Annotated in this window: 11 protein-coding genes and 1 pseudogene; 5 read left to right on the top strand and 7 right to left on the bottom strand. The window is 68.1% G+C overall.

Annotated features, from left to right (window positions below; translation table 11 throughout):
* Positions 1-680, top strand: a pseudogene (gene eutC, locus CF68_RS16935) (ethanolamine ammonia-lyase subunit EutC); the annotation flags it as partial.
* Between the two features lie 96 nt (positions 681-776).
* On the opposite strand, the gene CF68_RS16930 reads toward eutC, so the two are convergent.
* From CF68_RS16930 to CF68_RS16920, 3 genes are all read right to left on the bottom strand, one after another.
* On the bottom strand, positions 777-1,250 hold the full coding sequence (locus tag CF68_RS16930; RefSeq protein ID WP_035820810.1) for an aminoacyl-tRNA deacylase: 474 nt from the start codon (positions 1,248-1,250) through the stop codon (positions 777-779).
* Between the two features lie 100 nt (positions 1,251-1,350).
* Complete coding sequence (locus tag CF68_RS16925) at positions 1,351-2,286, bottom strand: LysR family transcriptional regulator (RefSeq protein ID WP_035820808.1); 936 nt, start codon at positions 2,284-2,286, stop codon at positions 1,351-1,353.
* A 92-nt stretch (positions 2,287-2,378) separates the two neighbouring features.
* Entirely contained in the window at positions 2,379-3,692 is a 1,314-nt protein-coding gene (locus CF68_RS16920; RefSeq protein WP_035820806.1) for an MFS family transporter, read from the bottom strand.
* A 452-nt stretch (positions 3,693-4,144) separates the two neighbouring features.
* Between CF68_RS16920 and CF68_RS16915 the strand changes: the two genes are divergently transcribed.
* Positions 4,145-4,483: a hypothetical protein gene (locus CF68_RS16915; protein WP_051591560.1), complete on the top strand. Its 339-nt coding sequence runs from the start codon at positions 4,145-4,147 to the stop codon at positions 4,481-4,483.
* A gap of 23 nt (positions 4,484-4,506) precedes the next feature.
* Here CF68_RS16915 and CF68_RS16910 read toward each other — a convergent pair whose 3' ends face one another.
* Positions 4,507-5,256, bottom strand: a complete 750-nt coding sequence (locus CF68_RS16910) for an SDR family oxidoreductase (RefSeq protein ID WP_035820804.1) — start codon at positions 5,254-5,256, stop codon at positions 4,507-4,509.
* Positions 5,257-5,518: 262 nt separating this feature from the next.
* Between CF68_RS16910 and CF68_RS16905 the strand changes: the two genes are divergently transcribed.
* A complete protein-coding gene (locus tag CF68_RS16905) occupies positions 5,519-6,289 on the top strand; it encodes a ferredoxin--NADP reductase (RefSeq protein ID WP_018313758.1) in 771 nt (256 codons plus the stop codon).
* Between the two features lie 66 nt (positions 6,290-6,355).
* Here CF68_RS16905 and fumC read toward each other — a convergent pair whose 3' ends face one another.
* Complete coding sequence (gene fumC, locus CF68_RS16900) at positions 6,356-7,762, bottom strand: class II fumarate hydratase (protein ID WP_035820802.1); 1,407 nt, start codon at positions 7,760-7,762, stop codon at positions 6,356-6,358.
* 129 nt (positions 7,763-7,891) lie between these two features.
* Here fumC and CF68_RS16895 point away from each other — a divergent pair, with 129 nt between their 5' ends.
* Positions 7,892-8,782, top strand: a complete 891-nt coding sequence (locus tag CF68_RS16895; RefSeq protein ID WP_035820799.1) for a LysR family transcriptional regulator — start codon at positions 7,892-7,894, stop codon at positions 8,780-8,782.
* Here the strand turns inward: CF68_RS16895 and CF68_RS16890 are convergent.
* Positions 8,779-9,129 carry a four-helix bundle copper-binding protein gene (locus CF68_RS16890; protein WP_035820796.1) on the bottom strand — a complete coding sequence of 117 codons (351 nt, stop codon included), beginning with the start codon at positions 9,127-9,129 and terminating at the stop codon, positions 8,779-8,781. The two genes, CF68_RS16895 and CF68_RS16890, sit on opposite strands and share 4 nt — an antisense overlap.
* A gap of 321 nt (positions 9,130-9,450) precedes the next feature.
* Between CF68_RS16890 and CF68_RS16885 the strand changes: the two genes are divergently transcribed.
* Complete coding sequence (locus CF68_RS16885; RefSeq protein WP_010814047.1) at positions 9,451-9,825, top strand: hypothetical protein; 375 nt, start codon at positions 9,451-9,453, stop codon at positions 9,823-9,825.
* An 18-nt stretch (positions 9,826-9,843) separates the two neighbouring features.
* Here the strand turns inward: CF68_RS16885 and CF68_RS16880 are convergent, their stop codons facing one another.
* Positions 9,844-11,835 (bottom strand): diguanylate cyclase domain-containing protein, encoded by a 1,992-nt coding sequence (locus CF68_RS16880; RefSeq protein ID WP_035820793.1) that lies wholly within the window; start codon positions 11,833-11,835, stop codon positions 9,844-9,846.

Genomic DNA, 11,835 nt, shown 5'->3' with positions numbered 1-11,835 from the left:
GGCGCGGGCGCGCGATGCGGTGCCCCTGCCGCTGGACGTGGGCGCGGTCACCGCGGCGCTGGATGCGGCGGGGGTACAGAACCTCGCCGTGCACAGCGCGGCGCCGGACCGCGCGCACTACCTGCGGCGCCCCGACCTGGGCCGGCGCCTGGACGATGCCAGCCGCGCGCGGCTGGCCGCGGCACGGCCTGGCGAGGCGCCCGATGTGGTGTTCGTGGTTGCCGACGGCCTGTCCGCGCTGGCCACGCAGACGCACGCGCTGCCGTTGCTCGATGCCACCCGCGCGCGCTTGCCGCCGACATGGCGCATCGGCCCGGTGGTGGTGGCCGAGCAGTCGCGCGTGGCGCTGGGCGACGAGATCGGCGAGCTGCTTGGCGCGCGCCAGGTGGTGATGCTGATCGGCGAACGGCCGGGCCTGAGCTCGCCCGACAGCCTTGGCATCTACCTGACCCATGCGCCGCGCACGGGCCGCACCGATGCCGAGCGCAACTGCATCTCCAACGTGCGCCCCGAAGGCCTGCCTTATGTGCAGGCCGCCGACCGGCTGGCCTTNCCCGGAGGGCCTGCCTTATGTGCGGGCCGCCGACCGGCTGGCCTTCCTGCTGCGCGGCGCGGCGGCGCTGGGCCGCTCGGGCGTGGACCTGAAGGACGACAGCGTGCCGGCGTTGCCTGAAGGCTGAAGCGTCTGCCTCACCCGCTCGCCAGCATGCAAAACGGCCACCGCGCGGGTTCGCAACCCGCGTGGTGGCCGTTCAGTGGCCAATAAAAAGCGCCGCTTACATCATGCGGCGCGAAAACTGCCCGTGCCCAGCGTCCGACATCAACTTCGAGAACTGCTCGCCGCTCATGTGCACCAGTTCCTGGTGGTCGCCGCCTTCGAAATACACGTCGGGCTGCTCCATCAGGCTGTCGTCCACATAGGTCTGCATGCCGTAGGCCATCGCCACCGGCGGGATCGCGCCGAGGTCGCAATCCTTGAAGATCTCGCGGATCTCGTCCTCATGCGCCAGCACCAGGTTGCGCCCGGTCTGTTCGCAGATGGCGGCCATGTGCAGATGGTGGCTTGAAGGAATCACGGCGGCGACATAGCCGCGGTCATCCTCCAGCAACAGTGTCTTGGCCAGCCGGTCCCCGGGAACATGCGCGGCCTCGGCAGTGGCCATGCTGCTGAGGGTGTAGGGGTGGCGGATGATGTCGTACTGGGTGTTCTTGCTGCTCAGGCAGCTTGCAAGCGTGCTAGCCAGGGCCATGGTAGCTCCTCAGGTGCGGATGCGCCGACGGTTATCCTTGTGCTCCTACTATAGTCCGTGGCGCCGCTGCCGAAGGCGCTGCGCCCAGGGTCAGCAGACCCTAGCGGTGCAGGCGCGGCCACACTGCCTGCAGCTCGGTTTTCAGGAAGTTCAGCAGGTAGCGCGTGGCCAGCGTCTGGTAGCGGTTGGGCATGGTCAGCATGTAGAGCTTGCTGCCGAACACGCTGATGCGGTAGTCGCACAGCAGCGGCACCAGTGCGCCGCTGTCCAGTTCGGCGCCGATCGCATAGATCGGGAGAATGCCGATCCCCAGGCCTGCCAGCACCGATTCCTTCAGGAAGGCAAAGTTCTCCGAGGTGAGCGTCGGTTCGAGCACCACCTGCTCGCGGGTTTCCTTCGCGTCCTGGCCTTCATCGCCATCCAGCCGCGTGCCCGATGCCTTGAGCTTCTGGCCCACCGGCGAGGCGCAGACCATCGCATGTCCTTGCAGCCCGGTGAGTGCCTTCGGCGCGGGATGCGCGGCGAGATACCCCGGCGACGCGCACACGATCCAGTCGACTTCGCCAATCTCCGTGGCGACCACCGAATCGGGCGGGGTGGAGATAATGCGCAGCGCCACGTCCACGTCCTCGGACACCAGGTTGTGCACGCGGTTGTCGAACATGACGTCAAGCGTGATGTCGGGATAGCGCTGCTTGAACAGCACCAGCAGCGGCGACAGCAGCGTATGCCCCAGCCCGGTGGGCACCGAGAGCCGCACATGGCCCTGCAGGCTCTTGCCCATATTGCTGATCAGCGCATTGGCGGCCGCCACTTCGCCCAGGATGTTGCGGCCGTGCTCGTACAGGCCGGCGCCGACCGGGGTCGGCTCGACATGGCGGGTGGTCCGCCGCAGCAGCTGCACGCCAAGCTCCGCTTCGAGCGCCTTCAGCCGGTAGCTGACATTGGCGCGCGTCATCTTGAGCTTGCGCGCGGCCGCGCTCAGGTTGCCCGCATCGACGATGTCGACGAACAGGCGCAGGGCGTTCAGGTCCATGGGGTGATCAATGAAAGACGGGGGCAATTGCGGCCCCCGTATATTGCCATGCTCGTGGCGGCGTCCCGCGGCATTGCACCGCGGGGTGCGCATCAATGCTCGTGATGCAGGTATTTGGCCTGGCGCGGCAGGCGCAGGCTGACAAAGAACGCGATCACCATCATCGCCGTCACGTACCAGTAGAACGCGGTCTCGTGGCCGAGCGTCTTCATGCCCAGCGCCACATACTCGGCCGAGCCGCCGAAGATCGCGTTGGCGATGGCATAGGCCAGGCCCACGCCCAGCGCGCGCACCTCGGGCGGGAACATCTCGGCCTTCACGATGCCGCTGATCGAGGTGTAGAAGCTGACGATGGCCAGCGCCACGGCAATCAGCACAAAGGCAAGCTCAGGGCTGCTGACCGTGCCCAGCGCGGTCAGGATCGGCACCGTGCAGAGCGCACCCAGCGCGCCGAACATCAGCATGTTGGTGCGCCGGCCGATGCGGTCGGACAGCGCGCCGAACACCGGCTGCATGCACATGTACAGGAACAGGCATCCCGTCATCACGTAGCTGGCGGTCTTGATCGACATGCCGGCGGTGTTGACCAGGTACTTCTGCATGTATGTGGTGAAGGTGTAGAAGATCAGCGAGCCGCCCGCGGTGTAGCCCAGCACCGTGAAGAAGGCCGCCTTGTGGTTGCGGAACAGCGCGGCCACGCTGCCGGCCTCCTTGCTGCCGCGGGTGGCCGCCGACGAGGTCTCGTGCAGCGTGCGGCGCAGGAACAGCGCCACCACCGCGGTGACCGCGCCGACCACGAACGGGATGCGCCAGCCCCAGGCCTTCAGTTCGGCCTCGTCCAGCAGTTGCTGCAGGATCACCACCACCAGCACCGCCAGCAACTGGCCGCCGATCAGCGTCACATACTGGAACGACGAGAAGAAGCCGCGCCGGCCGCGCAGCGCCACCTCGCTCATGTAGGTGGCGGTGGTGCCGTATTCGCCGCCGACCGACAGGCCCTGCACCAGGCGCGCGAGCAGCAGCAGCGCCGGCGCCCAGTTGCCGATGCTGTTATAGGTGGGCAGGCAGGCGATCAGCAGCGAGCCGGCGCACATCATGATCACCGAGATCAGCATCGAGTTCTTGCGGCCGTGGCGGTCGGCGATGGTGCCGAACAGCCAGCCGCCGATGGGCCGCATCAGGAAGCCGGCGGCAAACACGCCGGCGGTGTTCAGCAGCTGCGCGGTGGGATCGGACTTGGGGAAGAACGACGGTGCGAAGTAGATCGCGCAGAAGGCGTAGACGTAGAAGTCGAACCATTCGACCAGGTTGCCCGACGAGGCGGCGACGATGGCGTAGATGCGCTTGCGCACTTCTTCGCGGCTCGGGGCGGCCGTCTGGGCTGGGGTGGCGGTGAGATCGGTCATGTTGTTGTGTTGCAGTCAGGGCGGCGCAGGGCAGCCGCGGGTCAGGTCGCGCTGCGCAGTGCTGGCGGCAGGGCAGATGCCGGAAACATGGTGGCCGCAGGCCACCGGAACGGTGGGCGGCAAGGGGGAACACGGGGAAGGCCGGGCGAGAACCCGTCGGTCTGGGGCGTGAACTGGCGCGCACTGCGGCGCATTTGCCATCGAAGCGTAGCCCGATCCGCCGGACCTGCCCACCCCTTGGGTGTGCTGCAATGCAGCATAGACCGGCCGGGTCGACGCAGCCATCAGGGTTTGCGGGCGATTGTCCATGTGGCTGGACACTGAATCTGGCTGCGGCCCGTCTGGCGCCCAGCCGCAACAGGGTGTTGCGTGCGCTGCGGCTTGCACTGTGCGCAGCGATGGGCAATGATGCGAGCCGTACCTTCAACTGGCCTACTGCGCCCCCGTTTGCCATGCACCGCTCGTTGCGTCGATGGCTGTGCCTGCCTTTGCTCTTTGCCGGTGCCAGCGCCCCTGCCCAGGACCTGGTCGAATGCAAGCGGATCGAGCACGACCAACTGATCACAGCCTCGCAGGAAACACTGCTGTTCCTGCGCTGCCGCGCGCGCCAGGTCGCGTATGAAGCGCCGCGCCTGAAGGGCGTTTCGCAGCGGGTAAAGGACGACCTGGTCTTTGCCTGCCTGGACCAGGCCGACGCCGTGGAGCACCAGCTGCGCGTGCGCCACGGCTACTCGCGCGACGCGCTGGCGCGCCAGCGCTGCGAACTGTCCTTGCCGACGCCCGGAGGCTGACCTCGGGCCCGGCGGGCAACCGCTCAGGCAAAGCCCCCGTTCACGCGCACCACCTGCGCATTGACCCACGCCCCATCCGGCCCGGCCAGGAACGACACCGCCGCGGCAATGTCCTCGGGCGCGCCCAGCCGCTCCAGCGGCGCCACTTTGGACAGCTGCGCCACCTGCGCTTCCGATTTGCCATCGAGGAACAGTTCGGTCGCGACCGGCCCCGGCGCTACCGCATTGACGGTGATGCCGCGCCCGCGCAGCTCGTTGGCCAAGACCCGCATCAGCCCTTCCACGCCTGCCTTGGCGGCGATATAGGGACCGTAACCGGGGAAGGAACGTGCGATCACGCTGGTCGACAGCGCGATGATGCGCCCGCCCTGGCCCAGCCGCGCGGCTGCCTCGCCCAGCACCAGGAAGGCGCCGCGCAGGTTGGTGGCGATGGTCTGGTCGAAGGCGTCCAGGCTTGCGGGCGCGACCGGCGCCATCGGCATGATGCCGGCGCTGTTGACGACCACGTCGAGCCGGCCGAAGGTCTGCTGCGCGGCATCGAACAGCCGTGCCACGTCTGGCGCCTGCGCCACATCGCCCTGGATGGCGATGGCATTGCTGCCGGCCTCGCGCGCCGCCGCCACCGTTTCTTCGGCCCGGGCGGTGCTGCCGGCGTAGCCAATGGCCACGTCGAAGCCGTCGGCGGCAAGCCGCAGCGCGATGGCGCGGCCGATGCCGCGGGAGGCGCCGGTCACGAGCGCGGCGCGGCGGGAGATGGCTGGGGTGGAGGTCATGGCAGTTTCCTTGGGAGCAAAGGGAAGATGACCTCATGATGGATGTTGGCTGTCTTTGTATAAATGTGCGGAAAGCAACTTAATTAGGCAGAATTTCTCAACAATATCGGCCGTGCCGCGTAGGCCGCACCGCATTGCACATCCTGGAAATCCCGCGCTGGTGTTGCAGGCTCCGCCTGCGCCGCCCCCAAGCATGCGTTAAGATTCTTCCTTTCCAGCCGTCTTTGGCGCTGCATCCTGCCGCTGTATCCCGCATTTCGCCATGAGCAACCTGAACCAGCAATCCATCCTCTCCGTCCATCACTGGACCGACACCCTTTTCAGCTTTACCTGCACGCGCGACCCTGGTTTTCGCTTTGAAAATGGCCAGTTCGCCATGGTCGGGCTGGAGGTGAACGGTCGCCCGCTGCTGCGCGCCTACAGCATCGCCAGCGCCAACTATGAGGAAACGCTGGAATTCTTCAGCATCAAGGTGCCCGACGGCCCGCTGACCTCGCGCCTGCAGCACCTGCGCGAGGGCGACCAGATCTTCGTCGGCAAGAAGCCGACCGGCACGCTGCTGGTGGACAACCTGCTGCCCGGCAAGACGCTGTGGCTGCTGGCCACCGGCACGGGCCTGGCCCCGTTCCTGTCGATCATCCGCGATCCGGAGGTCTACGAGCGCTACGACAAGGTCGTGCTGACGCACACCTGCCGCTTCGTGGAAGAGCTGGCCTACCGCGAGCTGATCCAGGAACACCTGCCGCAGCACGAGCACCTGGGCGATCTGGTGCGCGAAAAGCTGGTGTATTTCCCGACCGTGACGCGCGAAGAGTTCGACAACCGCGGCCGCATCACCGACCTGATCGCCTCGGGCGAGCTGTTCGAGCGCCTGGGCGTGGAGCCGTTCTCGCTGGAGAACGACCGCATCATGCTGTGCGGCAGCCCTGACATGCTCAAGGACGTTCGCGGCATCCTGGAAGAGCGCGGCTTTGCCGAAGGCAATATGAGCCATCCCGGCCATTTCGTGCTGGAAAAGGCCTTCGTCGGCTAAGGCCGGCCTGCCCCGGCGCGGATCGGTTCCGTTCCGTGCCGGGGCGCATCTCTGCTACATCCCCCGCTACACCTCCCGCGTCATCCCCTTCAGGTCGATCCACTCGGCAAACTGCGCCTCGGTGACATGCCCCGACGCGATCGCCGCCTCGCGCAGCGACAGGTTGCGCTTGACCGCCAGCTTGGCGATCTCAGCGGCCTTGTCGTAGCCGATATGCGGGTTGAGCGCGGTCACCGGCATCAGCGACCGTTCCAGCAGTTCGGCGATGCGTTCGCGGTCGGCCTCGACGCCTTCGACCATATGCTCGGCAAAGCTCGACGCGGCACCCGCCAGCAGGCTCACTGACTGCAGCAGGCTGTAGATGATCACCGGCTTGTAGGCGTTCAGCTCCAGCGTGCCCAGCCCGTTGGCCAGCGTCACCGTGGTGTGGTTGCCGATCACGCGGCAGCACACCATCGCCAGCGCCTCGGCCTGGGTCGGGTTGACCTTGCCCGGCATGATCGATGAGCCCGGCTCGTTGGCCGGCAGCACCAGCTCGGCAAAGCCGGCGCGTGGCCCTGAGCCCAGCAACATGAAGTCGCGCGCGATCTTCAGGAACGACGAGGCCGTGGTGCTGAGCGCGCCGGACAGGTCGGCCAGCGCATCGTGCGAGGCCTGCAGCGCATAGCGGTTGGGCGCGGGCTCGAACGGCAGGCCGGTGTAGTCGGCCAGCGCGCGCGCGAAGGCCGCGGCGAAGCCGTGCGGGGCGTTCAGGCCGGTGCCCACCGCGGTGCCGCCCTGTGCCACCGGCATCGCGCGCAGCATGGCCTGCTGCAGGCGCGACTGCGCATCGGCCACCTGCGTCATGTAGCCCGAGAACTCCTGCCCCAGCGTCAGCGGCACCGCATCCTGCAGATGGGTGCGGCCCACCTTGACGATATCGGCAAAGGCCTCCACCTTGCGCGCAAAGGTCTGCTGCAGCTGCTCCAGCGCCGGCAGCAGTTGCTGCTGGATCGCGCGCGTGGCGGCGATATGCATCGCGGTGGGGAAGCTGTCGTTGGAGGACTGGCTGGCATTGACGTGGTCGTTCGGGTGCACCGGCGTCTTGCTGCCGACCTTGCCGCCCAGCAACTGAATCGCGCGGTTCGCGATGACCTCGTTCAGGTTCATGTTGGTCTGCGTGCCGGAGCCGGTCTGCCAGACCGACAGCGGGAACTCATCGGGCCAGCGGCCTTCGATGACCTCGGTCGCGGCCTGTACGATCGCGTGCGCCAGTTCGGGCTTGAGCACGCCAAGCTCGCCATTGGCGCGCGCTGCGCACAGCTTCAGGACGGCAAAGGCCTCGATCAGCGCCGGCGGCATCTTCTCGGTGCCGATGCGGAAGTTCTGGCGCGAGCGCTCGGTCTGCGCGCCCCACAGGTGGTCGGCGGGCACGGGCACATCGCCCAGGCTGTCTTTCTCGATGCGGGTGGCGGAGGTGGACGGGTCAGACATGGGCAGACTCCTATGCAAGGCAGCGGACGGTTGGACCGGGTGGCTTGGTGCAGTCCATTAGAATACCGCTTCACCGTGGCCGGCGCCCAGGCGCCCGCCACCTTGCCCATAGCGACATCCCTCGGCCGCATGCTTATCGCCCAGCTCAAGTCCTTCTTCATGGTGGCCCGCATCGGCAGCGTCACGCAGGCCGCCAAGCGCCTGGGCCTGTCGCAGCCCACCATCACCGCGCAGATCCGCGCGCTGGAAGAAGCCTACGGGGTCGAGCTGTTCCACCGCGGCGGGCGCCGCCTGGCGCTGTCAGACGCGGGGCTGGCATTGCTGCCGCGCGTCGAGGCGCTGGTGCAGCAGGAAACCGAGATCGATTTCTTCCTGCGCCATTCGGGCGACCTGCGCACCGGCAGCCTGCGCGTGGGCGCGACCGCGCCCTACTATGTGCTGGAGCTGATCCGCGGCTTCAGCGAGCGCTTTCCCGCCATCGATGTCAGCGTGGTGACGGGCAATTCGCAGGAGGTGCTGGAAGCGCTGCAGGAATACCGCGTCGATATCGCCACCTCGTCGCAGCGGGTGGACGATGCGCGCCTGTCGCGCGTGCTGCTGGGCGTGGACCCGCTGATGCTGGTGGTGCACCGCACCCATGCGCTGGCCGGGCATACCGAAGTGGCCGTCAGTGCGCTGGCGGGCTGCCGCCTGCTGATGCGCGAGCTCGGGTCGACCACGCGCATCGCCACCGAAGACATGCTGGCGCAGGCACGCGTGAGCCCCGCCGCGCAGATGGAGATCGGCAGCCGGGAGTCGATCCGCGAGGCGGTGATCCGCAACCTGGGCGTATCGGTGATCGCCCGGCACGAGGTGCCGAGCCATCCGGATCTGCGCGTGCTGGGCTTCACCGATGCCTCGCCCTGCCTGCACGAATATCTCTACTGCCTGCGCGAGCGGCGCGGCGCCAGGCTGATCGATGCCTTCGTCGCGCTGGCCGACCCGCCGCAAGGGCAGCAGGAATCGGGCGGGGACCGCTAAGCCGTCATCTTCAGGCACTGCTCCATGCAGGCCGCGCAGGCGCGGGCGCATTCCTGGCAGTGCTCGCTGTCATGGTGCTCGCATTCCTCCTTGCACCACTTGCAGACTTCGGCGCAGTCTTCGCAAACCAGCGGCGCGAACTCGCTGTTGCGCAGCATGTAGGACGCGGCCAGCTGGGCGATGCCGGCGCAATCCATGTCCAGCGCGATGCAGCGCGCCATCTTGCGCACGTCCTGTTCTTCCAGGCAGGCCGCGGCGCACTTGAGTGCGGCAGCGGCTGCGGCATTGCAGGCGGCAATGCAGTCGGCGTAGCGGGCGGCGTTTTCCTGCACGGTGGGTCGGATCATGGAACGTCCTCCTTCGGGGGTAGGTGGATGGAACCAGCATGCCCACGGTGCCGGAAGCGGCGCATCCGCACGCGCACGGGGCATCGTTATTCACAATAGCAGGCGCTGCGGGTTCCTGTCGGCCCGGTATTTGCTGCGCCGCGCTGGTTACAATGCCAACTGAGCGCAGCAGATCGGCAATGGCGCGCACGCAGCGCAGCCGCCACCTGCGACAATGGCCGGGCACCACCGGCCCGCATTGCGCATCTAACAGGCACGGTCCGGCCGCACTGGCGGGCCGATGCAAACACACACCGGCAGCACGGGGAAGGAAGGCACATCATGGGCGAGGCAAAACGGCGGGGAACCCCCGAGGAGCGTGCGGCACAGGCACGCGCAAAGATTGAGGCCTTGCGCCCCGCCCAGCTGGTCTGCGGGCACTGCAAGACCGCGTTCGCGCAATTCGACGCGCTCGACGTGCCGGGCCTGCCCGGCATCGATGCCGTGTTCGGCGGCGAATGCCCCGGCTGCGGCAACGACGTGGTGGTGTTCAAGGGCGCGCCCGACGCGGTGGCCCAGGCCATGATCGCGTGGGAGAAGATGCTGGGCGCCGATGCGCAGCTGGGCTACCAGTCCAGCGACGGCCGCCACGTGCCATTCGAGCCCGAGGGGGCCGGCGGCGCGGCGTCGGACAAGCCCGGCGGCACCATCCACTGAGCCCTCGGCCGGGGCTGCCTATTGCGGGCTGAGCTCGCCCGCCAGTTCCGGCGGGCCGATCTCATAGCGCCCGCGGCCCGCGCCCTTGGCGCGGTATAGCAGCACGTCCGCCAGCCGCATCAGTTCGCGGTCCAGCGCCGGGCCGCCGTTGTAGAGCGCCACGCCGATGCTGACGTCCACGTCGGCGGACACGCCCTCGAAGTCGAAGGGCTCGTCCATCGCCTGCAGGATGGCCTGCGCCACGCGGCGTGCCGCGGCGGGCTGGGTCATGTCTTCGAGCACCACCGCGAACTCGTCGCCACCCAGCCTGGCGACGGTGTCGCGCTCGCGCACGCAGCGGCGCACGCGCTGGGCAAAGGTCTGCAGCAGCTGGTCGCCGGCGGCGTGGCCGTGAATATCGTTGACGGCCTTGAAGCGGTCCATGTCCAGGTACAGCAGGGCCATCAGCGTGCCATGCTCGCGGCTGCGCACCATCGCCGCGTGCAGCTGGCCCTCGAATGCGCTGCGGTTCATCAGCTGCGTCAGGTGGTCGGTGCGCGACATGCGCGCCAGGCGCTGCGTCTCCAGCTTGCGCTGCGTGATGTCCTGCACGTGGATATGCACGCCCACCACCTCGCTGCCGTCGGCGCTCCATTCCGGGCGCAGGCTGCTCTCCATGCAGTGGTATTCGGGGTCGCTGTCTTCGGTTTCGAAGGTCACCGCAGTGCCCGCCAGCGCGCGCTGCATGAAGGGCTGCACGCGCGCGTAGCGGGCCTCGCCCAGGATTTCGCGCACGTGCCTGCCGCGCAGTTCTTCCGGCTTCAGGCCGAAGACACGCTCGTAGGCCTGGTTGTTGAACACATAGCGCTCATCGGTGTCGATGAAGGCCAGCAGCGACGGCAGCGTGTCGGTCACCGCGCGCAGGCGCCGTTCACTGCGGTCCAGTGCCTGGCGGCGCTCGCGCACGTCGCGCATCAGCTTGATGAAGGCGCGCGTCAGGTCGCCGATCTCGTCGCGCTGCTGCCGTGTCGGCAGCCGCTCGAACGCGGACAGGTCGTTGGCGCTGGCCTGCACCACCTTGTGCAGGCGCGCCAGCGGCGCCAGCTGGCGCCGCACCGCCAGCCAGATCAGCAGGGCCACCGCCGCCATGGCCACCCCGGCCATGCCCAGGAAGCGCTGCTGCATCTGGTGCAGCGGTGCGTAGGCCTCGCGCGCGGGCAGCAGCGCCACCAGTTCCCAGCCGGTGCTCGACATCAGGTAGCGCGCGATCACCGGCCGCGCCGGCGTGAGGAATTCCAGCGGCGCGGGGCTGTCATCCTCGCCGCAGGTATCGGCCACGGCCAGCGCCGGCTGGCGCGCCTGCGCGGGATCGGGATGGCGGATATAGACCGGCTTGGGGCCGGCCGACACCAGGCAGTAGTAGCCGGTGGTGCCAAGGCGGTTGTGCAGGATCTCGATCAGGAAGTTGGCGCTGGACAGGTCCAGCCAGCCGCCCACCAGGCCGACGAAGGTCTGGTTCGGCGCCAGCACCGGCACCGCCACCATCACCCCCATCTGGCCGTTGGTGCGCGAACGGATGGGCGGCGACACCACCGGCGCGAGCGAGCGGGCAGCCTCGCGGAAATAGCTGCGGTCGCCAACGTCCGCCCCGGTGCCGCGGTTGCTGACGATGTTGCCCTGCATGTCGGCGACCAGCAGCGCGTTGAACGCGGCCGGCACCGGGATCGCTGCGGACAGCGTATCCAGCGCCCGCTCGCGCACCGCGGCGGCTTGCGCGCCATGCGCCTGCGCCAGCAGGCCGCTGAGTTGCGCGGCCTGGTGCGACAGCAGCACGATGCGGTCGCTCATGGCGGTGTCGAGCTGGCTGGCGGTCAGCTTGACGACGGAGTCCTGCTGGACCTGCAGCGCATCGTGCAGGTCGCGGTGGGCATCGTACAGAGCGGTCAGTACGATGCCGGTGCCGAACACCGCGGCCAGCACGGTGGTGATGATCGCAATGCGCGCTTTCAGCGTGGGTGTGTAGACAGGCAT

The organism is Cupriavidus sp. SK-4 (genome assembly GCF_000611125.1).
Classification (GTDB): Bacteria; Pseudomonadota; Gammaproteobacteria; order Burkholderiales; family Burkholderiaceae; genus Cupriavidus; species Cupriavidus necator.
The sequence above is the reverse complement of the archived record's forward strand: the minus strand, read 5'-3'. Positions and strand labels throughout refer to the sequence as shown.

What these genes read in the sequence shown, in the direction of transcription:
- CF68_RS16880 (WP_035820793.1), bottom strand. Translation starts at nt 11,835, where the DNA reads ATGCCTGTCTACACACCCACGCTGAAAGCGCGCATTGCGATCATCACC.
- CF68_RS16885 (WP_010814047.1), top strand. Translation starts at nt 9,451, where the DNA reads ATGGGCGAGGCAAAACGGCGGGGAACCCCCGAGGAGCGTGCGGCACAG.
- CF68_RS16925 (WP_035820808.1), bottom strand. Translation starts at nt 2,286, where the DNA reads ATGGACCTGAACGCCCTGCGCCTGTTCGTCGACATCGTCGATGCGGGC.
- CF68_RS16905 (WP_018313758.1), top strand. Translation starts at nt 5,519, where the DNA reads ATGAGCAACCTGAACCAGCAATCCATCCTCTCCGTCCATCACTGGACC.
- fumC (WP_035820802.1), bottom strand. Translation starts at nt 7,762, where the DNA reads ATGTCTGACCCGTCCACCTCCGCCACCCGCATCGAGAAAGACAGCCTG.
- CF68_RS16910 (WP_035820804.1), bottom strand. Translation starts at nt 5,256, where the DNA reads ATGACCTCCACCCCAGCCATCTCCCGCCGCGCCGCGCTCGTGACCGGC.
- CF68_RS16890 (WP_035820796.1), bottom strand. Translation starts at nt 9,129, where the DNA reads ATGATCCGACCCACCGTGCAGGAAAACGCCGCCCGCTACGCCGACTGC.
- CF68_RS16920 (WP_035820806.1), bottom strand. Translation starts at nt 3,692, where the DNA reads ATGACCGATCTCACCGCCACCCCAGCCCAGACGGCCGCCCCGAGCCGC.
- CF68_RS16930 (WP_035820810.1), bottom strand. Translation starts at nt 1,250, where the DNA reads ATGGCCCTGGCTAGCACGCTTGCAAGCTGCCTGAGCAGCAAGAACACC.
- CF68_RS16915 (WP_051591560.1), top strand. Translation starts at nt 4,145, where the DNA reads ATGCACCGCTCGTTGCGTCGATGGCTGTGCCTGCCTTTGCTCTTTGCC.
- CF68_RS16895 (WP_035820799.1), top strand. Translation starts at nt 7,892, where the DNA reads ATGCTTATCGCCCAGCTCAAGTCCTTCTTCATGGTGGCCCGCATCGGC.